General features: G+C 67.2%; 27 protein-coding genes. 17 read left to right on the plus strand and 10 right to left on the minus strand.

Going from position 1 to position 25275, the window contains the following annotated elements:
* Complete coding sequence (locus ACFTSF_RS33610; RefSeq protein ID WP_380158655.1) at positions 1 to 1869, plus strand: FtsX-like permease family protein; 1869 nt, start codon at positions 1 to 3, stop codon at positions 1867 to 1869.
* Positions 1870 to 1972: 103 nt separating this feature from the next.
* Here the strand turns inward: ACFTSF_RS33610 and ACFTSF_RS33615 are convergent, their stop codons facing one another.
* The 4 genes from ACFTSF_RS33615 to ACFTSF_RS33630 all read right to left on the minus strand — a co-directional run bounded on the left by ACFTSF_RS33615 (position 1973) and on the right by ACFTSF_RS33630 (position 7035).
* On the minus strand, positions 1973 to 4495 hold the full coding sequence (locus ACFTSF_RS33615) for a GH116 family glycosyl-hydrolase (protein ID WP_380158656.1): 2523 nt from the start codon (positions 4493 to 4495) through the stop codon (positions 1973 to 1975).
* A gap of 73 nt (positions 4496 to 4568) precedes the next feature.
* Positions 4569 to 5777: an MFS transporter gene (locus ACFTSF_RS33620; protein WP_380158658.1), complete on the minus strand. Its 1209-nt coding sequence runs from the start codon at positions 5775 to 5777 to the stop codon at positions 4569 to 4571.
* Positions 5774 to 6211, minus strand: a complete 438-nt coding sequence (locus tag ACFTSF_RS33625; protein WP_380158659.1) for a MarR family winged helix-turn-helix transcriptional regulator — start codon at positions 6209 to 6211, stop codon at positions 5774 to 5776. Before ACFTSF_RS33625 ends, ACFTSF_RS33620 begins: the two co-directional genes overlap by 4 nt.
* Positions 6212 to 6276: 65 nt before the next feature.
* Positions 6277 to 7035 carry a nuclear transport factor 2 family protein gene (locus ACFTSF_RS33630; RefSeq protein ID WP_380158661.1) on the minus strand — a complete coding sequence of 253 codons (759 nt, stop codon included), beginning with the start codon at positions 7033 to 7035 and terminating at the stop codon, positions 6277 to 6279.
* A gap of 94 nt (positions 7036 to 7129) precedes the next feature.
* Between ACFTSF_RS33630 and ACFTSF_RS33635 the strand changes: the two genes are divergently transcribed.
* Positions 7130 to 8023, plus strand: coding sequence for a helix-turn-helix domain-containing protein (locus ACFTSF_RS33635; protein ID WP_380158663.1), 894 nt, complete (start codon positions 7130 to 7132; stop codon positions 8021 to 8023).
* On the opposite strand, the gene ACFTSF_RS33640 is transcribed toward ACFTSF_RS33635, so the two are convergent.
* Positions 8007 to 8195, minus strand: coding sequence for a hypothetical protein (locus ACFTSF_RS33640; RefSeq protein WP_380158665.1), 189 nt, complete (start codon positions 8193 to 8195; stop codon positions 8007 to 8009). The two genes, ACFTSF_RS33635 and ACFTSF_RS33640, sit on opposite strands and share 17 nt — an antisense overlap.
* A gap of 152 nt (positions 8196 to 8347) precedes the next feature.
* On the opposite strand from ACFTSF_RS33640, the gene ACFTSF_RS33645 reads away from it, so the two are divergent.
* The 5 genes from ACFTSF_RS33645 to ACFTSF_RS33665 all read left to right on the plus strand — a co-directional run bounded on the left by ACFTSF_RS33645 (position 8348) and on the right by ACFTSF_RS33665 (position 12010).
* Complete coding sequence (locus tag ACFTSF_RS33645) at positions 8348 to 9085, plus strand: RNA polymerase sigma factor (RefSeq protein WP_380158667.1); 738 nt, start codon at positions 8348 to 8350, stop codon at positions 9083 to 9085.
* Complete coding sequence (locus ACFTSF_RS33650) at positions 9085 to 9828, plus strand: sigma-70 family RNA polymerase sigma factor (protein WP_380158669.1); 744 nt, start codon at positions 9085 to 9087, stop codon at positions 9826 to 9828. The genes ACFTSF_RS33645 and ACFTSF_RS33650 overlap by 1 nt, the downstream gene beginning before the upstream one ends.
* 120 nt (positions 9829 to 9948) lie before the next feature.
* On the plus strand, positions 9949 to 10077 hold the full coding sequence (locus ACFTSF_RS33655; protein WP_344149908.1) for a lasso RiPP family leader peptide-containing protein: 129 nt from the start codon (positions 9949 to 9951) through the stop codon (positions 10075 to 10077).
* Positions 10041 to 11762 (plus strand): asparagine synthase-related protein, encoded by a 1722-nt coding sequence (locus ACFTSF_RS33660; protein ID WP_380158671.1) that lies wholly within the window; start codon positions 10041 to 10043, stop codon positions 11760 to 11762. The genes ACFTSF_RS33655 and ACFTSF_RS33660 overlap by 37 nt, the downstream gene beginning before the upstream one ends.
* A complete protein-coding gene (locus ACFTSF_RS33665) occupies positions 11759 to 12010 on the plus strand; it encodes a lasso peptide biosynthesis PqqD family chaperone (RefSeq protein ID WP_380158673.1) in 252 nt (83 codons plus the stop codon). The genes ACFTSF_RS33660 and ACFTSF_RS33665 overlap by 4 nt, the downstream gene beginning before the upstream one ends.
* On the opposite strand, the gene ACFTSF_RS33670 is transcribed toward ACFTSF_RS33665, so the two are convergent.
* Entirely contained in the window at positions 12000 to 12131 is a 132-nt protein-coding gene (locus ACFTSF_RS33670; RefSeq protein WP_380158860.1) for a hypothetical protein, read from the minus strand. The two genes, ACFTSF_RS33665 and ACFTSF_RS33670, sit on opposite strands and share 11 nt — an antisense overlap.
* On the opposite strand from ACFTSF_RS33670, the gene ACFTSF_RS33675 reads away from it, so the two are divergent.
* Positions 12097 to 12516 carry a lasso peptide biosynthesis B2 protein gene (locus ACFTSF_RS33675; RefSeq protein WP_380158852.1) on the plus strand — a complete coding sequence of 140 codons (420 nt, stop codon included), beginning with the start codon at positions 12097 to 12099 and terminating at the stop codon, positions 12514 to 12516. The two genes, ACFTSF_RS33670 and ACFTSF_RS33675, sit on opposite strands and share 35 nt — an antisense overlap.
* On the opposite strand, the gene ACFTSF_RS33680 is transcribed toward ACFTSF_RS33675, so the two are convergent.
* Positions 12400 to 12939, minus strand: coding sequence for a hypothetical protein (locus ACFTSF_RS33680; protein WP_380158675.1), 540 nt, complete (start codon positions 12937 to 12939; stop codon positions 12400 to 12402). The genes ACFTSF_RS33675 and ACFTSF_RS33680 overlap by 117 nt on opposite strands.
* Before the next feature lie 52 nt (positions 12940 to 12991).
* Complete coding sequence (locus tag ACFTSF_RS33685; protein ID WP_380158677.1) at positions 12992 to 14608, minus strand: GMC oxidoreductase; 1617 nt, start codon at positions 14606 to 14608, stop codon at positions 12992 to 12994.
* A gap of 153 nt (positions 14609 to 14761) precedes the next feature.
* Between ACFTSF_RS33685 and ACFTSF_RS33690 the strand changes: the two genes are divergently transcribed.
* The 3 genes from ACFTSF_RS33690 to ACFTSF_RS33700 are packed head-to-tail and all read left to right on the plus strand — an operon-like array spanning position 14762 to position 17213.
* Positions 14762 to 15364 (plus strand): TetR family transcriptional regulator, encoded by a 603-nt coding sequence (locus ACFTSF_RS33690; protein ID WP_380158679.1) that lies wholly within the window; start codon positions 14762 to 14764, stop codon positions 15362 to 15364.
* Positions 15361 to 16917: an MFS transporter gene (locus ACFTSF_RS33695; protein WP_380158681.1), complete on the plus strand. Its 1557-nt coding sequence runs from the start codon at positions 15361 to 15363 to the stop codon at positions 16915 to 16917. The genes ACFTSF_RS33690 and ACFTSF_RS33695 overlap by 4 nt, the downstream gene beginning before the upstream one ends.
* Entirely contained in the window at positions 16914 to 17213 is a 300-nt protein-coding gene (locus ACFTSF_RS33700; RefSeq protein WP_380158683.1) for an MTH1187 family thiamine-binding protein, read from the plus strand. Before ACFTSF_RS33695 ends, ACFTSF_RS33700 begins: the two co-directional genes overlap by 4 nt.
* A 316-nt stretch (positions 17214 to 17529) precedes the next feature.
* Here ACFTSF_RS33700 and ACFTSF_RS33705 read toward each other — a convergent pair whose 3' ends face one another.
* The gene (locus ACFTSF_RS33705; RefSeq protein ID WP_380158685.1) at positions 17530 to 18273 is read right to left on the minus strand and encodes an SDR family oxidoreductase; all 744 of its coding nucleotides are present in this window, start codon (positions 18271 to 18273) and stop codon (positions 17530 to 17532) included.
* A 99-nt stretch (positions 18274 to 18372) separates the two neighbouring features.
* Between ACFTSF_RS33705 and ACFTSF_RS33710 the strand changes: the two genes are divergently transcribed.
* The 6 genes from ACFTSF_RS33710 (at position 18373) to ACFTSF_RS33735 (ending at position 24250) form a co-directional block, all read left to right on the plus strand.
* The gene (locus ACFTSF_RS33710) at positions 18373 to 19239 is read left to right on the plus strand and encodes a helix-turn-helix transcriptional regulator (RefSeq protein WP_380158686.1); all 867 of its coding nucleotides are present in this window, start codon (positions 18373 to 18375) and stop codon (positions 19237 to 19239) included.
* A gap of 55 nt (positions 19240 to 19294) precedes the next feature.
* On the plus strand, positions 19295 to 20569 hold the full coding sequence (locus ACFTSF_RS33715) for a ThuA domain-containing protein (RefSeq protein WP_380158688.1): 1275 nt from the start codon (positions 19295 to 19297) through the stop codon (positions 20567 to 20569).
* A 21-nt stretch (positions 20570 to 20590) separates the two neighbouring features.
* The gene (locus tag ACFTSF_RS33720) at positions 20591 to 21679 is read left to right on the plus strand and encodes a WD40/YVTN/BNR-like repeat-containing protein (protein WP_380158689.1); all 1089 of its coding nucleotides are present in this window, start codon (positions 20591 to 20593) and stop codon (positions 21677 to 21679) included.
* Entirely contained in the window at positions 21676 to 22488 is an 813-nt protein-coding gene (locus ACFTSF_RS33725) for an endonuclease/exonuclease/phosphatase family protein (protein WP_380158691.1), read from the plus strand. Before ACFTSF_RS33720 ends, ACFTSF_RS33725 begins: the two co-directional genes overlap by 4 nt.
* 230 nt (positions 22489 to 22718) lie before the next feature.
* Positions 22719 to 24053: a C40 family peptidase gene (locus ACFTSF_RS33730; RefSeq protein ID WP_380158693.1), complete on the plus strand. Its 1335-nt coding sequence runs from the start codon at positions 22719 to 22721 to the stop codon at positions 24051 to 24053.
* 23 nt (positions 24054 to 24076) lie between these two features.
* Positions 24077 to 24250 carry a hypothetical protein gene (locus ACFTSF_RS33735; protein WP_380158695.1) on the plus strand — a complete coding sequence of 58 codons (174 nt, stop codon included), beginning with the start codon at positions 24077 to 24079 and terminating at the stop codon, positions 24248 to 24250.
* A gap of 3 nt (positions 24251 to 24253) precedes the next feature.
* Here ACFTSF_RS33735 and ACFTSF_RS33740 read toward each other — a convergent pair whose 3' ends face one another.
* Positions 24254 to 25213 (minus strand): zinc-binding alcohol dehydrogenase family protein, encoded by a 960-nt coding sequence (locus ACFTSF_RS33740; RefSeq protein WP_380158697.1) that lies wholly within the window; start codon positions 25211 to 25213, stop codon positions 24254 to 24256.
* Positions 25214 to 25275: the final 62 nt, after the last annotated feature.

A 25275-nucleotide genomic window follows, 5' to 3' on the forward strand; every position in this document is an offset into this window, starting at 1 on the left:
ATGCTCAGGTTGTCGGTTGGTGCTGTGCGGGACAGGTGGCAGTTGTTCGCCGGAGCGGTCGTTGCGGTGGCTCTCGGCGTCGGACTGGTCCAGTCGGGTCTCCAGATGCTGGCCGCCACCGGCCGACCCGCGCTGCCGGCCGGACTGTCGGCGTACGAGCGCGCCCAGATCCGTGAGGGGTATGTGGGCGCCGGAACGCTGCTGGGGATGTCGGTGATGCTTGCGGTGTTTCTGACCGTGTTCATCGTCAGTACGACATTTGGGTTCACCGTGGTGCAGCGGCGGCGCGAACTGGGGCTGCTGCGACTGGTCGGCGCGCAGCGGGGCTATCTGTGCCTGATGCTGGTCTGCGAGGCCGCACTGCTCGGTTTGCTGGGCTCAGCGATCGGTGTGCCGGTTGGACTGCTTGCGACGTGGGGTCAGTCGGCTCTGATGATCAGGCTCGGCATGTTGCCGGAGTGGTTCGCTGCACCGTGGAGTCAAGGTGCGCTGTGGTCTGCGGTGATCGTTGGGGTCGGTACGGCGCTCACAGGCGTACTCGCGGCTGCGTGGCGTGCATCTCGGGTCAACGCACTGGAGGCCCTGACCGAGAGCCGTTCTTCGCAACGGGTGATGACCGGCTGGCGGTGGTTCTGGGGACTGTCGGCCGCTGCGGCAACCGTGGCCATGGTGATCACCGCCCAGGCCGCACGTGATCTGGTGGCCGGTCTGCTGATCGGACTGATGGTGCTGGTCAGTGGCTCGGTCGCGCTCAGCCAGCTCAGCCCGATCGTCGTACCGTGGGCCGGTCGGCTACCGGCTGCGGTCCTTCGCGGTCACCTGATCGCGGACCTCGCTCGTGCCGGCGTCCTCCACGCCGTACGGCGGAGTGCGGCGACTGCGGCACCGTTGATCGTGCTGGTCGGGTTGGTGGTCGGTCTGTGGGGAACGTTCGGTTCGCAGGCCAAGGCGGTCGGGGTTGAGCAGCAGCGGTTGATCACCGCCGACCTGGTCGTCGACCGCGCGGTACCGGCCGGCCCCGGGATCGCGGTCGTTTCGCGGCAGACCGCCGTACCGGTGGTGGTTTCGCGGGGGAAGAACACGGTGTATTCCGAGGCGGTGGGGATCGATCCGGTGGCGTATCAGCAGACACATGCGCTGCGGCCGCGGAAGGGATCGCTCGACAAGCTGTCCGGGCAGACGATCGCGATCGGTCCGGGGATGGCGGCCGAGGGGTTCAAACTCGGGTCGACACTGACTGTTGCCATGGGCAAGAAGAAGGTTGCCGTGAAGGTAGTCGCGATCATGCCGGAGACGCTCGACGTCAGCGAGAACTTCTTCCTGCCGTTGTCCTTGCTGCCGGCCGGTGGTCGCACCGAGACGCTGGTGAAGGTTGCTCCAGGCATCGACCCGAAGACTGTTGCGGCGGGCCTTCCGGGTTCGATTCAGACGGTTGGCGAGTGGGCGAAGGCTCGGGGTGATGCGCAGCAACGCAACAACACCGGCCTCTTCGCCGCGCTGATGGGGCTGGCCGGGATCTTCACCGCCGTCGCTGTCGTCAACGCCGTGGTGATGTCGACCGCGGACCGGCGCCGCGAGTTCGCGTTGGCCCGGATGGCCGGGCTCACCCGTCGCCAGGTGATCGCAGTCGCCCTGACCGAATCGGTCACGGTCGTCCTGACCGGCGTACTGCTCGGTGCGGTGGTCGCCGCCGCAGCCCTCGCCGGAATCGCCGCTGGCCCCTACGGCCTCGCCGCGGTGGCAATGCCGTGGCGGCTTCTTGGGCTCATCCTCGGCGCGGCGCTCCTGGTAGTCGGCGCGGCCGCGGCCGGCACCGCCCACCAGGCGACCAAACAACGACCGATCGCCCTGCTCGCCGCCCGCGAATGATCCTCCTAAGAACAGGAGGTGTCCCCGATGTGGAGCCTCGGCCGGGCCGGGCTGAGCCTGGCGGGGGTGCCGGGTACAGGTATACGTCCTGTTCTTCGGGTGATCAGTTGAAGGGGATTGTCGATCCGGCGGCGAGGGTGTCGCCGGTGAGGGTGATTGGGGGTTCGCCGGGGAGGCTGAGGGAGGTGAGGAAGAGGGTGCCTTCGCGGACGTGGAGGCCGTTGTGATCGAGGGTGCCGAAGGCGTTGCCGGTTGACCAGAAGTGGGTGCCGGGGGTGCCGAAGCGCATGGCACCGGTGCGGCCGTCGTAGTCGAAGCCGGTGAGGGCGACGACCGCGCCCCAGCTCGCCATTGCGCGGGCGTAGTGATGACCGCATTCGGTCTCGTCGTACGGGTTGCGGCGTTCGCCGTCGTACCGGGCGCGGATATCGGTGATCACCTGGAGACCCTCGTCGATCAGGCCTTCCTGGATGAGGCCGACGGCGAGGATGTGCTCGAAGCCGGTCATCACTTCGCTGAAGTAAGGGAACGGGCGCTCGGGGCGGTTGCCGCGCGGGTAGGTGCACATCAGTACGGCGGTCTCATCGCCGAGCACGTAGCTGCGCATGTGGTTGAAGTGACCGTGGAAACCTTCGAGGCGGTTGTGGCGGAGGATGCTGGTCAAGGTGGTTCGCACGCGGGCGGGGTCGAGGAGTGAGTCGAAACCGGCGATGCGGGCGAGGTGTTGGCCGGCCAATTGGTCGATGAGGCAACCATCGCCGAGTTGGAAGACGGGGTTGGTCGGGTCGTCGGCGCCCATGGATTCGCGCAGGCCGGGGGCGATGTCGGCCAGGGCTTGTGGGCGGATGTCGTGGCGGTAGTACTCGCCGTTGAACAGGTGTTCGTCCATCCATGTGCTGCCGTGGTCGAAGAGGCGGCGGCACTCGTCGGCGAGCTTGTCGTCGCCTTGGTGGCGGGCCATTTCCTCGGATGCGCGGAGTGCCGCTAGGTACCACGACTGCATTTGCGGGTTGGGACCGTAGTACTCGACGTCCATGGTGTTGTGCTGGCAACCCTCCATCACGCCGTCGCGATCGGCGTCCCAGCCGCCCTTGATCCAGCAGAACTCCAGGGTGCGGCGGGCGGCCGGCCAGAGGTTGTGGAGCAGTTGGTCGTCGCCGCTGAGTCGCCAGTCGCGGTACAGCTTCACGAGGCAACCGAGCTGACCGTCGGCCGCGGCGACGCGCCAGTCCTGTGCGTTGGTCTCCAAGGGGAGGCCGACGCGGAAGCTCATCAGGCCTTGGTCGTCGGTCGCGTGGGCGAACTCGACTTCGCGCAGGGAGCGGGCGATCTCGCCGAACAGGTACGGCGTCGCCTGTTCGTAGTTCCAGACGTGGGTGCAGCTCCCGAAGCAGCTGCCGACGTGATCCGAACAGCCTTCCCAGCCGAAGAACCGGCCGTCTGGGGTGCGGAATACGGTTTGGGTGCGCAGGGTGCTGAGGTTGAAGAGCGCGGCCTCTTTCACCTGGTCGGGGAGGTCGCTGGCGAGGAAGTCCGAGACGAAGGCGACGGTACGGCGTTCCAGCGATTCGAGCTGGGATGCGAATCGGCAGACCGTGGTCCAGGCGTCGTCGGCGAGGGTTGTGTAGTGGTTGCCGACGAGGTCGGGTTTCTCCCAGGCGAGACGGTTCGGGAAGTGCCAGCCGAGCAGGAAGGTGAAGCGCTCGGTCGCGCCGGCGGCGACGGTACGACGATCTGCCACCGAGGCGACCGGGGTTGCGGACTCGCTGGTGCGCTCGTCGAGTCGGCCGTCCGCGCTGAAGTCGTCCCAGAAGTCGAGCAAGCTGTCACCCCACGTCCGATCCGCCCACCCGGTACGACGGGTCACGTCCCGCCCGTCGAGCACCGCAAGCGCAATCGACCCAAACTGCTCGGCATCGGGGGAGACGCCGCGGCTCTGGAGAAGCACCCCGTCGGCACGCGACTCCTGCAACTCGCCGTCGGCACCTCCTTCGGAGATCGTTCCATCCGCTTGGCGCTTGGGGAGGAGGCCGCCGCCCGATCCCATGCTGCCGGTTGCGGTGGTGTTGTAGTTGCTTTTAGCAACGTCGGTGGTGCCGTCGCGGCCGATGAAGTTCTGCAACGAGCCGGCCAGTGACACTTCGAGGGGCTGATCGGTTGGATTGGTGACTGCGAAGCGGAGTACGGCGACTGGCCAGGAGCTGGCTTCGACATCGGTGGGGACGAACGGGGTGAATGCTTCGACGGCGAGTTCCACCGGCACGTCGTTGTCGCGCAAGGCGAGTCGCGCGAAGGGGTACGCCGTACCAAAGGTGGCTTCGCGGAAGCGGGGGAGGCCGTGGCTTTGGGCGGGGCTGCCGTGGGCGCCTTCGTAGTCGCTGAGGTCGAGTGGGCCTTCGGCGGCTCGGGTGGTGACGGTGCCGTCGGGCGACTCGGTGCGGAGGGCGAAGAACGCCGTACCGGGGTGGAATCCCTTGGCCGGGCGGTTGACGATCTCCCAGTCGCGGAGGTTGCCGCGGCCGCCGAAGCTGACCGTGCCGGTGCCGATTCCGCCGAGCGGTAAGGCGATTCGCCGCAGTTGACGTCCGGTGTACGTACGAAGCAAGGGCCACGCTGTCGTCGTCATACCCACCGACCCTAACCGCGATCACCGCCCCCGGAAATCGACTTCCGCGCGCCCAGGTAGACCACCTTATGGGTTAGGCGTCGGCGGCGGTTAGGGCTTCGGCTTCGGGTTCGGAGTGGGGGGCGGGGATGCGGAGGTGGGCGAGGGGCTTCCAGCCGGTGGCTAGGACGGCGACCGCGAGGATGACGGCGAAGGCGCCGACGTAGAAGGGGAGTTGGATGTTGACCTCTTCGCCGAGTTTGCCGGCCAGCCAGGGGGCGACGGCGCCGCCGGAGAAGCGGACGAACGAGTACGCCGCGGACGCCGTACCGCGCTCGACCGGCGCGGCGCCCATCACGGCTTCGGTGATCAGGGTGTTGTTCACGCCGAGGAAGAGGCCGGCGACGATCACGCCGATCGCCAGGACTGCCTTGTGGTGGGCGAAGATGCCCATCACGGCGAGGTCGGCGCCGAACAGCAGTAGCGACGTCATCACCACCGGGAGCGTGCCGAACCAGCGCTGCAACCGCGGCGCCACGAATACCGAGGTGACCGCGAGCCCGATACCCCAGCCGAAGAAGATCAGGCCGATCTGTCGCGCGGACATCGCGAGCGGGAACGGGGTGAACGCGAGCAGGGTGAAGAAGCCGAAGTTGTAGAGCAGTGCGGTGACGGCGACGGTCGCGAGGGAGCGGTGGCGCAACGCCTTCAGGGGTTCGAGGATCGACGTACGGCGGGCTTCGGGTGGCGTGGACGGCAGCAGGAAGGCGGTTGCGGCCAAGGCGATCGTCATCAGCACGGCGACACCGAAGAACGGGCCGCGCCACGAGATCGTGCCGAGCTCACCGCCGACCAGCGGACCGGCTGCGATCCCGACCCCGAGTGCAGCCTCGTACAGGATGATCGCTTCGGCGACTGAGCCTGCCGCGGAATTCACAATGGTGGCCAAGGCGGTCGCGATGAACAGCGCGTTGCCCAGACCCCAGCCCGCCCGGAAGGCGACGATCATGCCGATCGAGTTGGACAGACCGGCCAGCGCGCTGAACACCACGATGATCGCGAGACCGATCAGCAGAGTGCGCTTCGCGCCGATCCGGCTGGAGACCGCGCCGGTGATCAGCATCGCGATACCGATGACCGCCATGTAGCTGGTGAACAGCAGCGACACCTGGGACGGGCTGGCGTGCAGTTGTTCGGCGATCGGCTTGAGGATCGGGTCCACCAGGCCGATGCCCATGAACGCGATCACACAGGCGAACGCGACCGCCCAGACGGACTTGGGTTGCTTCAAGAACGAGCTCACTGGGGAGCATCCTCCAGAACTTCGAGGGTGAGAACTTTGTGCATCACGGCGACCGCGTCTTCGAGGGTTTCGAGGTCGGCCGCCGGAAGGTGACGGAATCTGGCCGCGACCGCGGCGCCCGCCTCCCGGCGGGCGCGCTGCAGTTCGGTCAGGCCTGTCTTCGTGAGGCTGATCAGGCTGGCGCGCGAATCGGCGGGATCCGGCGCACGCCGTACCCACCCTTGTTCTTCCTGTCGCTGCACCAGCGTGGACATCGTCGGCTGCGAACACCGGTCCGCCTTCGCCAGATCACTGATCCGGGTCGGGCCCAGTTCGTCCAGCCGGCCGAGCAACCGCATCGCCGCGTGCGGTAACGCACTCACGTCCCGGCTCGCCATCCGCGTCAACCGCGCGGACGCGACCACGACCTCGACACCCAGCTCATTCAGGTCCACGCCTTCGAATATACATAGGAGTGCTATGCATATCTACCGCAGGTCGCCGTGAAGCCCGTCACTGCTCAGAACAGGCCGTTGGTGTGCGGCAGGGTGGCGGGGATCGGGGTGATGACATCCCAGTGCTCGACGATCTTGCCGTCGGCGACGCGGAAGAGGTCGTAGTACGCGACCGGTACGCCGAACTCGCCCTCGGACTGCAGTAGCACGAACTCGCCCTCGGCGATCACGCGGTGGATCGTCTTGTAGACAAGGGTTTTGCCCTCCTCGGCCCACTTCGCGGCGGCCGCGCCGAAGCCGGCCAGACCGTCGGCGGCCTCGGGGTTGTGCTGGTCGTAGGTCTCGGTGGAGATGAAGTCGGTGAGGACGGAGTAGTCGGCGCCGACCAGGACCCGCTCGGCGAACTCGGTGACGAGCGCGCGGTTGGCCTCGGTCTGGTCCGGCTCGGTGACGGTGGTGGGGCCGTCGACCTGGGTGCGGCCGGAGGCGGTGTCGGTGACCTGCGGGGTGAGGGCGTCCCAGTGCTCGGCAAGCTTGCCTTCGGCATCGATCCGGAAGATGTCGAAGCCGACCAGCGGTTCCGGGCCGAAGCCGTGGTAGACGCCGTGCAGGGCGACCAAGTCGCCATCGGCGAGGACGCGGGCGCCGTCGTACCGGAAGTCGTCGCCGAGGCTGGCGACCAACTCGCGGAGACTGGCCGGGCCGTCGGCGGCGAGGGTGCTGTGCTGGCGGTAGTCGGCGGCGACCCAGCGGTCGACCGCTGACGGGTCCTTGGCGCCGAACAGTTCGGTCGTCGCCTGGATCACGATCTTCTTCGCGCTCATCGGGAGCTCCTATCCTGTCTGAAGGTCCTTTTCGGACTCTGGTATCTGAAATCTAGGAGCCATTTACCGCAAAATTGTGTGAGGATCGAGACCGATGATGGTCAAAACCGGACTGACGATCCCGAGCCTGCAGTTCGCCGCCCCGGCGGGGACGCCGGCCGGTATCGAGGTCATGTCGCTGACCGAGCTCGCCGGCCGGATATCGCCCGAGCGGCTGGCGCGGCCGCAGCGGCCGCACTTCCACCAACTGATCGCGGTGACTGGTGAATCGCTGCAGCAGACGATCGACTTCCGGACCTACGAACTGGCCGCGGGTGACTGGCTGTGGATTCGGCCTGGTCAGGTGCAGCAGTGGGGTGCGTTGGCCGGGGTGACGGGCGACCTCGTGCTGTTCCAGCCGAGTCATCTGGATGCGCAGACCGCCGGCCGGGTGCAGCTCGACGACCCGAACGTGCCGGTACTTCGACAGCCGTCGCCGGAGGATGCGGCGAGTGTGCGAATGGCGCTCGACCATCTTGCGCTTGAGTTTCGTGCGCTCGGTCGGATGCCGCTGGAATCCCATGCAGCGGCGCTTCGATACCTGCTCGCGGTCTTGGTTCTGCGGTTGACGCACCTTGCGATGCCGGTGACCGATCATGCGGTGGCGGCGGATCCGGCGTACCTGCGCTTCAGGTCTGCGGTCGACAGCGACTTCACGCGGACCAGGCGCGTCGAGGATTACGCGCGGTCGCTGGGCTACTCGGCGAAGACGCTGGCGCGGGCGACTCAGGCGGCCGCCGGGGTAAGCGCGAAGGCGTTCATCGATCGCCGCGTGGTGCTGGAGGCCAAGCGACTGCTGGCGCACAGCGATGACAGCGCCGTACAGATCTCGCAGCAGCTTGGCTTCCGGACGCCTACGCAGTTCGCCAAGTACTTCGTGCAGCGGACCGGGCAGACGCCGATGGCGTTCAGGTCGGAAGTATCAGGACGACTCAGCGTTCCTGGATGAGGGTGTGGGCGAGCCCGAGGGTGCCGCCCGCCGCGCCACCGCCGACCAGGACGGCTGCGGCCAAGGGCTGGCCGGCCAGGAAGGCGAGGGTTCCCGCGATGCACCCCACAACGGATGCAATGAGCAGGATGACTACCGCGCGCACTGAAAGAAGACCGCGGGACTGGTTCACTGGTACCTCCTTGGCTGGATCGTGCGCGGAGCTATAGGTCGTGCGCAGGCGAGGGCCCCACGGCGAAAGATTTCTGGGTTTTCCGCGTGGGGTGATCGGGTGGAGGCGACCTACCACCGTCGATCAGGTGGTCCCGAGCGAAGTGAGGTCCCGTGAGCACCAGCGAGCAGGGGGAAGCGCAGGACTTACAACCTGCACACCTGCCCGACCGAGACCCGGCGACCGCCGCCGACCGGTTGCGGCGCCGGCAAGGTGATCAGCAACTGCTGAACAGATTGCGGGAGCGCGGCTTTCGAGGAATCGAGTACGAGATGTTCGCGGACGAGCTGGCGCGCTACGCGATCCCGGTGCTGTGCGGCTGGATGTTCTCGGGGTATATCTTTCCGCTCGCGGCCGAGCGTGGATTCCGGCTCGCGCCGACCGCGACCGAACTGGACCGCCTGCGGCGCGATCCGGCCGTTCGCGAGGAGCTCGCGAGCATGACGGTCGCCCAGGCGTTGCGCCAGTTCCGGAGTCGCGCGCTGGTCGGAGGTGGCTGGAACGTCGACGGCGGGGCGAGCCTGACCACCTACTTCACCGGGAGCTGTGTCTTCGTCTTCCCGAACGAGTTCCGCCGGTACCGCCGAGCCGAGCGGCAGGACCTGATCGAGCCCGCGGGTGAGGCAACAGCGCAGGATCCGGCCGGCCTCGTCGCCGGCAACCTCTGGGTCGACGACTGCCTGGCGAAGCTCGATCCCCGGACCCGGGCGATCGTCGAGCTGAGCATGAACGGCTACTCGCACGCAGAGATCGTCGACATGCTCGACGAGACCTCGGTGCGTGCCGTCGAGGGTGTCCTGCACCGCTTCCGCACCACCCAGAAGGCCCGCCTGCAGCGAGAGGGGGAGTGATGACAGCGGAAGAACCCACGATCCACGAGCTGATCCAGCAGTCGTCGTTGGGGAGCGACGCAGCCAAGAGCCTCCGCCGCCGGACCACCGACGAGCAACTCGACCTGGTACGTCGCCATGCTGCGGACCGCGACCTGCAGATGGCGTGGGCCCGCGCGAGGTCGGCCCGGTCAGGGGACGGCACGATGACTCTCGTGGCCGGGAGCGATCGGTCGATGGACGACGACGAGCTGATGCAGCTGCACGCGGCGGGTGATCCGGATGCGTTCGCCATCCTGGTCGAGCGGCATCGGGACCGGATGCGGGCAGTCGCGATCCGGACCCTGGGCGAGCCAGACGAAGCGGCCGAAGCGCTCGAGACAGCGTTCGGTACGGCGTTCCTCCGGGCCGACTCGTTCCGTGGCGACACGAAGGTGGTCACCTGGCTGCATCGGATCGTGGTGAACGCGTGCCTGGACCGCCTCCGTCGCCGCCAGGGCCGAGGCGATGATGAGCCTGGCCCGCCGACAGCCAAGGAACGCCAGCGCAGGCTTGACCTCTTGGCCGCAATGGAACGGCTCGACGCCGGACAGCGGGAGGCACTCGTCCTGGTCGACATCGAGGGCCGTTCGCTGGACGAGGCGGCCCTGATCCTCGGCTGTTCTCGGGCTGCGGTCGCGCGTCGTTGCGTCCGAGCCCGGACCCGGCTGCGGCCGCTCCTCGGCGACGTCATGACCAGCCGGGACAGTGAGAGCGCGGACTGACGTATCGCGGTCCAGACCGGATTGGCAAGGGGTTCGGGCAGGCTCGAAAGGGCGTGACCGGGGATGGCGGTGGCGGGTAGAACGGGGAACGTCATGTCATCGGGAGATGTGGAGACACAGATGCACGAGGAGACGGACAAGCAGGAGTACGAGCGGCCGACGCTGACGCGGCACGGTGAGTTCGGGCAGGTGACGGCCGGGCGGACCGGCAAGTGGGAAGACGGGTCCGGCGGGCGGCGCGGGCTCTGATCCTCGCGAGTGGGCAGCCCGTCCGGGAGACCGGGTGGGCTGCCCGTACGTCGTGGTTCGTGGCACTGCCTGATGTCGAGGCCGCTGGGGTGATCGCGGCGCGGATCGAGGCGGAGCACGAGATCTGCTATCCGTCGGGGCGACCGTTCGTGCTCGCGCGCGGCGCCGAGGTGGCGATCGACGCGCGGGATCGACTGCGCGTCGTACTGGGTGAAGCGGGCAGCGTGCATGTGCTGGAGGTTGTGGACGGGCACGTCCGGGTTCGCGGTACGGCGTCTGGGCTGCGGCGGGTGTTTCATGCGCGGGTGAACGGTCTCGGGATCGCGTCCGACCGGGCGGATGTGCTGGCCGGATTGGCCGGAGCAGGCCCTGATCCGTTGGGGATTGCGTTGCGGTTGCTTTCGCCCGAAGCGCCGTGGCCGCTGGCGTGGCATTCGGTGTGGTCGGGGGTGGCCGCCGTACCGCCGGGGCATTGGGTGGACCTGGCTTCGGGACGGTTCGATCGGTGGTGGACTCCGCCGGAGCCCGAGTTGGCGTTGGCCGACGCGGCGGTTGCGTTGCGCGAGGCGTTGGCGGATGCGGTCCGAATTCGCCAGCAGGGTAAGGCGAAAGTGGCTTGTGATCTCAGTGGGTTGGACTCCAGCTCGCTGTTCGGGCTGGCGGTTCGCGGTGGTCCGGTGGTCGCGCTGACCCATCAGGCCGATGATCCGATGGACGAGGATGTCGCGGCCGCGCAGTACCTGGCAGAGCATTTCGGGGCCGAGCACGACGTACTGGCGGCCGAGCAGGCGCCGTTGCCGTTCGACGGGGTTGACGGCAGTCTCTTCGACGAGCCGACTTGGGTCTCCGCCTACCGCTCCCGGATCGGTACGGCGAGTGCGCGGGCCGCGAAGTATGGAGCGGAGCTGCGGTTCGCTGGACACGGTGGAGACGAACTGCTGATGCCGCCGCCGGTTTGGCTGGCCGATGTCGCGCGCCGGCATCCCTTGCGCGCGGCCCGATTGGCGCGTCGGGTGCAGGCGAAGTACCGGCTGACGGCTGGTGCGGTGGCAGGGCTGCTGGCGGATCGGACGACGTACGCCGACTGGTTTGCGACCAGCCTCGAACGCAAGCAGTCAACGGAGATGCATGTTCTGGGCTGGGGTGTCCCGCCGCAGTTGCCGCACTGGCTGACTGGGCACGCGGTCGAGTTGGTGCGCGGCGCCTTCGCTGAAGCGGCCGAGCCGTTGGCCGAGGCGCGCGGAATGCATGCGACGCTCGAGTTCGTCCACACCGGCGCATTGGCTGCCCGGCATGTGGCGCAACTCGGAGAAGTCGACGGCGTACCGGTCGCGTCCCCGTTCTTCGACGATCGCGTGCTGGAGGCCTGCCTCGCCGTACGACCTGATGAGGCGATCGATCCGCGGCGCTACAAGCCGCTACTGGTGCAGGCGATGGCCGATGTGCTTCCGCCCCGGGCGCTCGCGCGGGCGAGCAAGTCGGACATCTCCATGACGGTCAGCAAGGGCTGGAGCGAGCACAGGCGTGGGTTGCTGGCGTTGCTGGAGGACTCCGGGACCGCGCAACTCGGGCTGATCGACGTCGACGCCGTACGGCGGATCTGTCGCGGACCGTACGACGTGGACACGTGCGGGCCGGTCCGGCGGTTGCTCGAAGTCGAAGCCTGGTTGAAGGGACTGCGATGAAGCTCAGGACTGCGGTGACGATGGTCGAGACCGAGTACGGATGGGTGCTGCTGGACGAAGTTGCCGGCGGGTTCTTCAGCCTCAACCCGTCCGGGGTGCTCGCCGTACGGACGATGCTCGACGGTGGTGGGATCGTGGAGGCTGTTGCGGCGATCACCGATCGGTACGCCGTTGATGTCGCCACGGCGCGGGTGGACGTCGAGGAGCTGCTGGGTGAACTCGCTGCGGCGAAGTTGGTCACGAGGTGAGCGCCACCGGCGTCATCACCTTCGACCCGACGTCGGTGCCGTGGCGGTGGCGGGTCGCGGTGTGGTTCGTCGTACCGGTTGCACGAGTGTTGGCGAAGCGGCCGCCCGGGCGGTTGCGCAAGGCGATGTCCTTGCTGGCCAAGGGATCCCGGCCTGCGGGTGGTCAACTCACCGCGCAGGCCAGGGCCGCTGTTGTTGCTGTCAGCATCCATTGTTCCGGACCGCAGGGTTGCCTGCCGAGGTCGATCGCGACGGCGTTGTTGTGCCGTGCACGCGGTCAGTGGCCGGTCTGGTGTGTCGGCGTCCGGCGGCACCCGCCGTTCGGTGCGCATGCCTGGGTGGAGGCCGAGGGAGTGGCGGTGGGCGAGGGGCATCCGGCCGGCTACTACTCACTGCTGTACGCCGTTGGTTGTGCGGAAGAGGGCGACCGGGATGGGGCCGCGGTGGAGGATGTGGGGGATGTCGGCCCAGGGGAAGAGCGGCTCGGTGGGGTTGAGGGTTCTTAAGCGGTGCAACGCTTTCTCGGATGGCTGGGTGAGTGTGGCGACGGTGGTGGATGAGTAGGGGATGAAGTCTTCGGGTGGTTGCGGGCGTAGTTCGGGGTCGTGGCGTTTGAGGAGGATGCAGGTGCGGGCGGGGTCCAGGAGGTCGGCGTCGAGGGTCCAGTAGTCGGGGACGACGCGGCCGATGCGGCCGGATTCGTGGAGGGCCTCGAAGAGTGGGGCTGGGTGGACCGGGGAGAGGAAGACGACGTCGGTCCAGGTGCATCCGAGGGGATGGACCGGGTAGGCCATCGTCTCCGGGCGCATGGCGTACTTGGCGGCCTCGCGTTCGTAGAGGTCCGGGTGCTGTTCGCGCAGCACATTGAGCGGCAGGACGGCGTCGCCGCGAAGGTCATGGATCGCGGCTCGGTACAGGATGGTCGTCATACGCAAAAGCCTCCGACCGCAGGAAGTCTGCGTCGGAGGCTCTGCACACATTCTACCGGCGCTTCAGGTCGGTGGCGAGGACGTGGGCGATGTTGCGTTCGGCCAGGGCAGTGATGGTGACGAAGGGGTTGACGCCGAGGCTGCCTGGGATGAGGGAGCTGTCGGTGACGTAGAGGCCTGGGTGGTTGCGGACGCGGCCGTAGTTGTCGGTGGCTTTGCCGAGGAGGGCGCCGCCGAGGGGGTGGTAGCAGAAGTCGGCGGCAAAGGCTCGGTTGCCGGCGAAGAGATCGCGGCGGTACGTCGTACCGATCGCATTGTTGATCTTGTCGAACAAGGCTTGGGCTGAGCGGAGTGACGGGGTGCTCTGGCTGGCGGACCATTGGAGCTCGGCGCGGTCGGTGGTGTGGTTGTAGGTGAAGCGACCGCGTTCGGGGTTGACGGTGATGGCGAGGTAGAGGCTGGCCCAGGTCTCGAGGCCGACGGGGAGGGGAGCGATCTCGGCGAACGCCGGGTGCTTCGGGTCGTTCCAGTTGTCGATCGCGAGGGTTGGGATGGTCGACTGGAGTGAGCCGGTCGGGTCCCAGAGGTGGTTGGCGCGCGCGGTCATCACGTTGCCGTTGGTTCCCCAGCCGTTGCCGATCGCGGTCGGCAGGTCGGGGAGGGTCCCGGTTTCTCTTGCTCTGAGCAACAGTTCGGTGGTGCCGATGCTGCCGGCACCGAGGAACAGGGAGCCGCACGAGATCTCGCTCCGGCGAACAACCTTGCCCCAGACATCGATCTGTTCGAGACCGACCAGATAACCCTTGCCCTGCTGGCGAATCGTGGTCACGCGGGTAAGGGTTCGGATGGTGACGTTGCCGGTTCCGAGAGCGTCGGCGAGGTATGTCTTGTCCAGTGACTGCTTGCCGTGGTTGTTGCCGTAGATCACTTCGCCGGCCAGCGCGGATCGCGGCGCTTGCTTGTTCTCTTCGCGTCGCAGGTACTTGAAGTCATAGACATTCGGTACGACGCTCGTCCGGAAGCCAGCCTGGTGAGCATGCCGCCGGGAGACGCGCGCGTACTTGTAGACCGGGGTCTGTTCCAGGTACCGGGGATCGATCGTGTTCACGCCGAGCATCCGGCGGGCCAGCGGGAAGTATCGCTTGTACATCGCGTCCGCATCCACCGTCGGCAACATCTTCTCGAAGTACGCGCGCTGCGGCGTCGGCGCCATCCCGCCGTTGACCAGCGAACCGCCGCCGACTCCGCGACCGACGTACACGCCCATGTTCGGGAAATCGATCCGGTCCAGGATGCCGGCGTACGGGCGTCCGAGGTCGCGGTTGACCACGTCGAGCCAGAGGAAGGTGTCGAGCGGCGCCTTGGTGCGGCTCGAGAACCACATCGAGCGGCGGTCCGGTTTCAGGGTCGAGCAGAACACCTTGCCGTCCTTCCCGGGGGTGTTCCACAGCTGGCCCATCTCGATCATCGTGGTCCGGATCCCGGCCGTGCCGAGGCGCAACGCGGTGACGGCGGCGCCGTACCCGGTCCCGACGACGAGGGCAGGCACGTACGGCGCGGCCTCGGCCGGCCCGATCCGGGTGAGGCCGGTCGCGGCGGCCGCGGTGAGGGCGGTCAGGCCGGCGAACCGGCGGCGGGTCATTGCGGACGGAAGAGTCTCGGAAGTCACTCGACGCACCGTAGTCGAGTGATCACGGAAGTGAAATACATTCGGCATGTCCCGGACCGCGCCTAGAGTGGCTGGTGCCCCTTCGTGCAGAGCTGCAAAATTTCACGGCCTAATAGTTTGCAGTGACTGCAAGAATCTGCCTACTCTGGTCGGGTGAGTCAGGCAGAGGGTGGGTTGCGGGAGCGGAAGAAGCTCCAGACGAGGGCGGCGCTGACCGAGGCCGCGCTGCGGCTGGCGCTGGCCAAGGGGCCGGACAACGTCACGGTCGAGGAGATCGCCGAGGCCGCCGATGTGTCGGTGCGGACGTTCTTCAACTACTTCCCGCACAAGGAGCACGCGATCCTCGGGCGCAATCCCGCGCATCTGGAGCGGGCGCTGGAGCTGATCGCCACGGCGCCGGCCGAGCAGTCGCCGCTGTCCACGATGTCGCTGATCGTGCACGACGTACTGCGCGACCTCATCAGTGAGGGGGCGTTGTCGCGGCGCGGTGAGCTGATCATGGGCTCGCCGAGCCTGCTGTACCACCTGATGCTGTCGAGCATGGACGACGAACGGCAGTTGTCCGAGGCGCTCACCGAGCGGATCGGTGACCCGCTCCGGGCGCGGCTGATCGTCAGCAATGCCGGGGCGGCCTGCCGGGTCGCCGTCGAGATGCACAAGGACACTCCGGGCTCGGTCCCGGCGGACCTGGTCGACGCAGCGTTCCAACTACTTGCTCAGGGCCTCGACCCTGACTATCAGAAAGGTTCTTCATGACGACGACCTCGGCCGAGGGGACCGGTTCGGTCGCGGCGCTGACGCCGCGGCAGACCGTGCAGGCCATCTCGGGTCTGATGATGGGGCTGTTCGTGGCGATCCTGGCCGGCACCGTGGTGTCGACCGCGCTGCCGCGGATCATTCACGACCTGGGGGCGAGCCAATCGTCGTACACCTGGGTCGTCACCCTCGAGCTGCTCGCGATGACGGCCACCGTGCCGTTGTGGGGCAAGCTCGCCGATCTCTACAACAACAAGCTGCTGCTCCAGCTGTCACTGGGCTTCTTCGTGGTCGGCTCGCTGGTCGCGGGTTTCGCCCCGAACATCGAGGTCCTGCTGGGCAGCCGGGTTCTGCAGGGTCTGGGCGGCGGCGGGTTGACCGCGCTGGTGCAGATCGTGATGGCGGCGATCATCCCGCCGCGTGAACTCGGCCGGTACTCCGGAATCTTCGGTGCCGTCTTCGCGTCGGCGACCGTTGGTGGGCCGCTGCTCGGTGGTTTCCTGGTCGACTCGCCGCTGGGCTGGCGGGCCTGCTTCCTGGTCGGCGTGCCGTTCGTGCTCGTCGCGATGTTCTTGCTGCAGCGCACACTGCATCTGGCGACCGTGCGTCGAGAAGTGAAGATCGACTGGTGGGGCGCGTTGCTCATCACAGCCGGTGTCAGCATGCTGCTGGTCTGGTCCTCCTTCGGCAGCAAGCTCGGCTGGGTGTCGCTGGAGAGCTTCCTGCTCGTCGCCGGGGCTCTGCTGGTGCTGCTGGTCGCAGTGCTCGTAGAGCGCAAGCACCCCGAGCCGATCATCCCGATGGACCTGTTCCGCAACCGCACAGTCAGCCTGTCCATCGTCGCCAGCGCGCTGGTCGGTGTGGCGATGTTCGGTGGCTCGGTGTTCCTGGCGCAGTACTTCCAGATCGCCCAGGGCTACTCGCCGACCGCCGCCGGCCTGATGGGCCTCCCGCTCATCATCGGCATGATGGGCGCCTCCACGGTCGCCGGTGGCCTGATCACGAAGACCGGCAAGTGGAAGATCTACCTGGTCATCGGCAGCGTGCTGCTGCCGATCGGACTGGCACTGTTCGGCACGATCGACGCACAGACCTCGAAGTTCGTGCTGTGGGGCTTCATGCTCGTCCTCGGTGTCGGCATCGGCCTGGTCATGCAGAACTTGGTCCTGGCCGCGCAGAACGACGTACCGGCTCGTGAGCTCGGTGCGGCCACCTCCGCGGTCAGCTTCTTCCGCAGCATGGGCGGCACCATCGGCGTCAGCGTCCTCGGCGCCATCCTGGCCAACAACATCGCCGAAACCCTCAACCCAGGCGGCGGCGCGACGGGCGGCAGCGGCGCCGTACCGAACATCGCCGAGCTCCCACCCGCCATCCGCACCGTCGTCGAGAACGCCTACGGCGACGCAACCGCTGACCTCTTCATGATGTCGGTGCCGTTCGCGGTCCTGGCCCTCATCGCCGTCGTCTTCATCAAGGAGAAGCCCCTGCTCACCACCAGCGGCGCCGAACGCCGCGCTGCCGAAGAAGGGGAGCCTGACAAACTGGATGCATGATCGTCGCATTCAGCATCAGCCCCCTGTCAGGTGACGAGACCGGAGGTGTGAGCGACGCGGTGGCCGAGGCCGTTCGCGTCGTTCGCGCCTCCGGTCTTCCCAATGAGACCAACGCCATGTTCACCAACATCGAAGGTGAGTGGGATGAGGTGATGGCTGTTGTGAAGCAGGCTGTTGAGGCGGTGGGGGCGGTTTCGCCTCGGGTGAGCTTGGTGTTGAAGGCTGATATTCGGCCTGGATTTACCGGGCAGCTCACTGCGAAGGTGGAGCGGATCGAGCAGGCGCTCGCGGAGTAGGTGACGCGTCGCGAAGGTGGGCGGACCTGCGCCACTCACTAACCTGCATTTGGCCGGTCCGGGCCGGTCGCTCTGAGCGTGAACTGAGCCGGTCGCGCAGAGTTGGTGAGTGCTGGCGGTCCGCCCCATCCTTCCTCCTTTCCCGGGGCACCCATTCGGCACGGTGGCTCCGCTCGACGCGCCGCCGTGAGCAGCCCGGTCCCGACTGTGGGGAGAATGCCGTCGATAAACGATGGACAACGACATGGAGATCACACTCGACCGCCCACTCGCCACACTCGCGAGCGCGGAGTAGGTGGGTGTCGGCGAAGGACGGTCAGTGGGCCGAGTTGAGGGCTGCTACTACGGCTTCGTAGCGGTTTTCGCGTTCGGCGGCTCGGAGGAAGTGGACTCGGTCGACCAGGACTTCTTCCAGGTCGGGGTTCTGCTGGAGCAGCGCGATGGACTCGTCGGTGAAGTCGGCGAGGGGCATCCAGGTGGGGTCGGGGGCGGCGCCGTTCAGGAGGTTGGTCTGGACGGCGGGCGGGACTAGTTCGATGACCTGGACGGGGGTGCCGGCGAGTTGCAGGCGGAGGCTTTGGGTGTAGCTGTGGATGGCGGCTTTGGTGGCGTTGTATGTCGGGGTCAGGGCCAAGGGGACGAAGGCCAGGCCGGAGGAGACCGTGATGATGGCGGGGTCGGTTTGCTGTTGTAGGTAGGGCAGGAAGGCCGTGATCGTTCGGATCGTGCCCAGCAGGTTGATGTCGATCGTTGCTTCGCTGGTGGCGAGGTGGGTGGGGTCCTGGAGGTTCTCGGTCTGCATGATGCCGGCCATGGTGATCAGGACGTTGACGTCGTGGCGGGCGGTGACGTCGGTGAACGCGGTGGCGATCGAGGCGGGGTCGGCGACGTCCAGGACGAGGCCTTCGATGTTGTCCTCGGTGGCGATCTGGTCGAGGAGGTCCTTGCGGCGGCCGCTGATGATGACGGTGTTGCCGAGGTCGCGGAAACGACGGGCGAGCTCGAGGCCGATACCCGACGTACCGCCGGTCATGAAGATCGTGTTGCCAGTGGTTTTCATGGCTCCAGCCTGGAAGCGGATGCCGGGGGCAACCAGGTCGCGTTCAGCCACTGCTCGGCAAGCAGTGGATAACTTCGCGCGGGTGGTCACACTGGAGACATGGAGTACGCCGATCTGTCCGATTTCCTCCGCAAACGCCGGGAGGCCCTGCAGCCCGAGGATGTCGGGCTGCCGCGCGGCCGACGACGCCGTACGCCGGGACTGCGGCGCGAGGAGGTCGCCGTACTGGCGTCGATGTCGACCGACTACTACAGCCGGCTCGAAGGTGGTCGCGGGCCGCAGCCGTCGGTGGAGATGCTCGCTGCGATCGCTCGCGCGCTGCGGATGACGCTGGATGAGCGGGATCATCTGTTCGTGCTGGCCGGGCAGGGCGTGCCGCCGCGGACGACGCGTGCCTGTCATGTCGATCCGGGGATGTTGCGGATCATGGACCGGCTGCAGGACACCCCGGCGCTGTTGCTGAACCGCTGCGGCGAGACGGTCGCGCAGACGCCGGCCCATATCGCGTTCGCCGGTGAGCAGACCAACTACGAGGGTCTCGATCGCGCCGAGGTCTATCGCTGGTTCGCGTACCCGGATTCGCGGGTGCTCTACAGCGAGCCCGAGCTGTCGCGGCACAGCCGGTTGCTGGTCTCGATGCTGCGGCAGGTCGCCACTGCCGACGGCCCCAAGTCGTACGCCGCTTCGATCGCGACCGCGCTGGCCAAGTTGAGTCCCGAGTTCGCGGAGATCTGGGACGCGCACGAGGTGGTCCCGGCGCACAGCCGGACCAAGCGCTTCCGGCATCCCGTCGTCGGCGAGCTCGAGCTGTACTGCGAGGTGATCAACAACTCCGATCAGCAGCAGATCCTGATCGTGTTCACCGCGGAGCCGGGCAGCGAAAGCGCCGAGCGGTTGCGGCTGCTCGGGGTTTTGGGAAGTCAGTCGATGAGCTCTGGACAGGACTTTCGTCGGGAGTTAATTTAAGTCCCGACGTCTCGGAATGCCCTTTCCGGGATCGCCCTCCGGAAAGGACCGCCCCATGCCTTCCGCTCGCTTCCGCCTGCCCGCCTTCGTCCTCGCGCTACTCCTGATGGTGGCCGGCCTGACGACGTCCGCGGCAGCTCAAGTTCAAGCGACCTTCAACGTGCTGGCCTTCTACGACGGCAACACGAACGATGCGGCGCACAACGACTGGGTGAAAGAGGCCAATCAGCGGTTCCCCCAGTTCGGCGCGCAGAACGGTTTCACCTACACCGCTACCAACGACTGGAACCGGCTGAACAACCTGCAGGCCTCGCAGTACCAGGTGGTGATGTTCCTGGACAACCGGCCGTGGGCCTCGTCGCAGATGACGGGGTTCCAGCGCTACATGGAGAACGGCGGCGGCTTCTTCGGCTTCCATGTGAGCAACTACAACGACGCGAACCAGGGCTGGCCGTGGTTCAACAACACGCTGCTCGGCACCGGCCGGTTCAAGTCGAACACCTGGCACCCGTCCGCGGTCACGCTGAAGGCCGAGAACCGCTCGCATCCGTCGCTGGTGAACACCGGCGCGACGTTCCGGTCGTCGGTCAGTGAGTGGTACGGCTGGACCAACGACCTGCGGCAGAACCCGAACATCCAGGTGCTCGCCTCGATCGACCCGTCGAGCTTCCCGGTCGGCGACCAGGCCGGCAACATCTGGACGTCGGGCTACTACCCGATCGCGTGGACCAACAAGAACTTCAAGGTCATCTACGCGAACTGGGGCCACAATGCGATGAACTACGACACCAACACCCGGCTCTCGTCGACGTTCGACAGCCCGGCGCAGAACCAGTTCACGATGGACGCGCTGAAGTGGCTGGGTGGTGGCGGTACGACGCCGCCGGTCGACCAGCCGGCTCCCGGCACCTGGTACTCGGTCGCGAACAAGGCCAACGGCAAGTGCGTCGACGCCCGCGCGGCCGGCACCGCCAACGGCACAGTCATCCAGCAGTACAGCTGCAACGCGACCACCGCCCAGAACTTCCAGTTCCAGCCGACCACTGACGGCTTCACCCGGGTCAATAACCGCAACGACGCCACCAAGGTGATCGATGTGAGTGGCGTGTCCACCGAGGACAACGCCGGTCTGCATCTGTGGACCTATGGCGGTGGCACCAACCAGCAGTGGCAAGCAGTCTCCGAAGGCGGTGGCTACTTCCACTTCGTCGTACGGCACACCAGCAAGTGCCTGACCGTCCCGGGTGGATCCACTGCCGACAGCACCCAACTGGTGCAGTCCACGTGCAATGGCGGCACAGCTCAGTCTTTCAAGCTGACGGCAGCCTGATCCTCGCCTAGTCTGCGGCCCATGAGAATCCTGCGTGTGGCCGCAGTTGCGGCAGGAGGTCTGCTTTTGCTGTCTCAGGTGGTGCCGGCTCAGGCGGGTGGCGGGCCGTCGTACAAGTGGGAGGTGACGCCGACGGGGAGTACGGCGCAGTTCCGCGGGTTGTCGGCGGTTAGCAAGGATGTCGCCTGGGTCGGTGGGTCCGCGGGGCAGGTGCTGCGGACTGTGGATGGCGGGAAGCACTGGCAGAACGTCAGCCCGGCTGGTGCGGAGACTGTTCAGTTCCGTGATGTGCAGGCGTTCGATGCGCAGCGCGCGGTGATCCTGTCGATCGGGCCGGGGACTGACTCGCGTGTCTATCGGACCGTGAACGGCGGCAAGAGCTGGACCGAGACGTTCCGCAACACCGACGAGAAGGCGTTCTACGACTGCATTGCCTTCAATGACAAGAGTCGTGGGCTCGCGTTGAGTGACCCGGTGGATGGCAAGTTCCGGATCGCCGCGACGAGCGACGGCGGCAAGTCGTGGAAGGTGCAGCCGACCGACGGGATGCCGGCGGCGCTGCCCGGTGAGTTCGCGTTCGCGGCGAGCGGGACGTGCCTGGTTGCGGGACCTGGCCGTACGGCGTGGTTCGCGACCGGCGGCGGTGATCGGCCGCGGGTGTTCCGCACGGTCGACGGTGGTCGGCACTGGACGGCGTCCGATTCGCCGATGGCGAGTGGTGAGGCGGCCGGCATCTTCAGCCTCGCGTTCCGCGGCTCGCTGTTCGGGGTGGCGGTCGGTGGCGACTTCCTAAAGCCGACCGAGGCCGTCAAGGCGGCGTCGATCACGTACGACGGGGGTCGCACCTGGAAGCTGGTTCCGGCGGACAAGGCGCCGAAGGGGTATCGGAGCGGATCGACGTTCCTGCCGCCGACGGTCAGCCGGTCGCTGACCACGGTGATCGCGGTCGGTCCGTCTGGCAGTGACGTCAGCCGCGATGGTGGCCGGAGCTGGACGCAGTTCTCCGATGGCAACTTCGACAGCGTCGAGTGTGGTGGTCACGGAGTCCAGGCGGGTTGCTGGGCATCGGGCGCCAAGGGTGCGGTCGCGCGGTTGGTGGTTGGCCGGTGAAGCGTGCGCTCGTCGGGCTGGTCGCGTTGATGATGACGATTCCCGCGATGGCCGCGGCCCAGCCCGACGGTGGTCGGCCGGGCCGGGACCTCACCGTGATGACGTACAACATCCACCATGGCGCGGGAGTGGACGCCGTACTCGATCTGGAACGCATTGCGGCCCTGATCGAGAAGAACGGCGCAGATGTCGTCGGGCTGCAAGAGGTCGACCGGCACTGGAGTGAGCGGAGCAACTGGGTCGACCAACCGGCCTGGTTCGCCAAGCGGTTGAAGATGCACTACGCGTACGCCGCGAATCTCGACCTGCCGCCGGTGAACCCGGGGGAGCCGCGCCGCCAGTACGGTACGGCGATCCTGTCGAAGTACCCGATCAAGGACTTCACCAACACCCTGCTGCCGCTCTACCCGGGCAGTGAGCAGCGCGGGCTGGCCGTGGCCACGCTGAAGGTTCGGGGCAGCGAGTTGCGGTTCGCGAACACGCATCTGACGAACATCAACCCGCCGGAGCGACTCGAGCAGGCGCAGAAGGCGGTTGAGCTCCTCGGTCGGTCCCGGAAGGCCACGCTGCTGGTCGGCGACCTGAACGCTCGGCCGGATACGCCGGAGCTGAAGACACTGACCGACGTACTGGCGGACACCTGGGTCGAGGTCGGGGTCGGCCCCGGCTACACGATCGAGGCGAGCAACCCGACCGCCCGGATCGACTACCTGCTGCACAGTCCGCAGCTGGTCCCGCAGAAGGCCGCCGTACCGGTGAGCCTGGCCTCGGACCACTTGCCGGTGGTTGCCTCGTTCACCCTTCGCTGACCGTCCCCCAGCGGTTCAGATGCCCGTCGACCTCGGTCAGCGGGCATCTTTGCGTGGAATTACAAGCTTGTAGTTTGTCAAGTCGACACGCAGGTGAAACAAAGATACTTGTGGGAAAAGTGTTCCCAATGGGGCTGTAGGCAACTAGTGTCACGTATGTGGTCCAGGAGGACCAAAAGCGCTCATGGGGCCAGGGAAGGGCACCGTGACCGGGTGGAAGGAACTACCAGATGCGCGGCACTGGGAAGACCGGTAGAGCAACGCTCTCCGGTGTGCTGGCGGTCTGTCTGGCCGGCTCCATGATGGTGGTTCCGGTCACGGCACAGGCGAAGCCGAAGCCGCCGGTGATCCCGTCGCAGGCCGCCGTCGACCGGGCCAAGGCGGCCGCTGCCGACAAGGCCGGGCAGGTCAAGGCGATCGAGCAGCAGTTGGCCGCGGCCGAGGCCCGGCTGGAGCAGCTCGGGATCCAGTCCGGGATTGCTGACGAGGCCTACAACGGCGCGGTCTACAGGCTGGACCAGGCTAAGAAGGAGGCCGCTACGGCGGCTGAGCGGGCGGCCAAGGCCGAGAAGACGCTGAACACTCAGCGGCAGCAGATCGGCCGGTTCGCGGTCGCGTCGTACCAAGGTGGTGGCGACATCGCGAAGCTGGCGCCGCTGTTCACCGCGGAAGGGCCGCAGCAGCTGCTCGACTCGGCCGGTACGGCGCACACGGTGTCGAGTGCGATGCAGGGTTCGTACCTGCGCTACTCGGCGAACCAGGTGGTCACCAACCTGTTCAAGGTGCAGGCCGACCAGGCCGTCACCAAGGTGAAGCACGCGACCGAAGAGGCTGCCAAGGCGAAGAAGGCGGCCGAGGCCGCCGAGGCTGCGCAATCGGCCGCGGTGACCGCGATGGGTGTCCAGCGGCAGAAGTCGATCGCTCAGCTGGCCGTCCTGCAGAACACATCCGTACAGGTCGCCGCACAGCGGCAGCGGGGGCTCGAGGAGCTTGCGCGACAGCGCGCCGCCGCAATTGCCGCTCAGAAGGCAGCCGAACTGCGCCGCAAGATCGAGGCCCGCGAAGCCGCCGAGCGCGCCCGCGAACGGGCTCGGGAGGCCGCCGAGCGTGCCCGTGAACGCGAGCAGGGTAAGAAGAATCCCGGCAAGAAGAAGCCGCCGCGGGAACGTCCGGGCAACGGTGGGAACGGCGGTTCGGGCCGCGGTGCGAGCCGTGCGATCGCCTTCGCGCTGTCCCAGCTCGGCGACATGTACCTGTGGGGCGGCACCGGTCCGTCCCGCTGGGACTGCTCGGGTCTGATGATGGGCGCCTGGAAGCGCGCGGGCGTTCAGTTGCCGCACTACAGCGTGGCGCAGTACGAGCAGACCCGGCACATCGACGAAGACGAACTGCGGCCGGGCGACCTGATCTTCTGGTCGATCGACCCCAACGACCCCGGCACCATTCACCACGTCGCGATGTACCTCGGCGCCGGCCGGATGATCCACGCGCCGCGGTCCGGTAAGCCGGTCCAGATCCAGAGCGTCTACTACTGGGAACCCCCGGACTTCTTCGGGCGCCCGTGATGAATCCCTTGCGAAGCAGGGCGATGATCGCCACCGCGATGTCCTGGATCCGCCGGACCCCCAACGAGGTGAGTGCTCCGTTGGGTGCCGTCGGCAACGATATTGAGTCGCCGTTGCCGAGTGCGGGTGCGCCCGACACCGTGGAGCCGATCGCGGGCCGGAACGAGTTCACGTCGTACTCGCTGATCGGCTGGTAGGCATCAGGTCGTGGCGATCAGGCGGCCGAGGGCAACACGAGCGTCGAGTGCCTTGTGAAGTTCCTGTACGTCGGCCAGTCGATAGCTGGCGTGGACGGCGGGCTGGAGTTCGCCGGACCGCCAGTGGCGAGTGACCTCGGCGATGTCGTTGCGGGCCAGGTCCGGGCGGGCGGCTCGCCAGGCGAGCATCGAGAGGCCGGTCACGGACCGGAGGTTGAAGAGGGCGGAGGCCGGGACGGTCGGCAGTTCGCCGGTGATGGCGCCGTACGTGACCATCGTGCCGAGTGGGCGAACCAGATCGAGGCCTTGGTCGAAGACGGTTCCACCGACCGAGTCGAGGACCGTGTCGACGCCGTCGGGGGCCAGGCTGCGGACCTGAGCCGGCCAATCGGGGTCGGTCAGGTCGACGGCCTCGGCGCCGAGTGAGCGGATGAAGTCCAGTCGGGCGGGCGAGGACGCCGTACCGATGATTGTCTTGGGGTCGAAGGTGCGGGCGAGCTGGACGGCGAGGTGACCGACTCCGCCCGCGGCTGACTGGATCAGCACGGTGCCGCCGGCCGGGACCCGGCCTGCCTCGAGGAGGCGGAGGGCGAGCGGTCCGGACATCGACATCATCGTCGCGGCTCCGGCGTCGGCATCGTCAGGAATGGTGGCCAGGAAGGCGGCATCCAGTACGGCGTACTCGGCGAAGGCGTCTTCGGACAGCCCGGCCACGCGGTCGCCGATCGCGAAGTCGGTGTTCGGGCCGAGCTGGGTGATTCGGCCGACCACATCGCCGGTGAGCTTGCCGGGCAGCGGACGTGGCCACGGGCTGGTGCCGGAGCGGAAGACGCCGTCGATCGCGTTCGTCCCGATCGCCTCGACCTTGACGAGGACTTGGCCGGCGTTGGGTGTGGGGACCTCGACGTCGTCGAGCTGCAGGACCTCGGGGCCGCCATGGGCGTGGTAGCGCACTGCGCGCATGAACTACTCCAGACTGTGGGTGCTGTAAATAATGGGTAATACCCACGATATCTCGGAAGTCC

Source organism: Kribbella sp. NPDC056951 (assembly GCF_042674205.1).
In the GTDB taxonomy this organism is placed as follows: Bacteria; Actinomycetota; Actinomycetes; order Propionibacteriales; family Kribbellaceae; genus Kribbella; species Kribbella yunnanensis.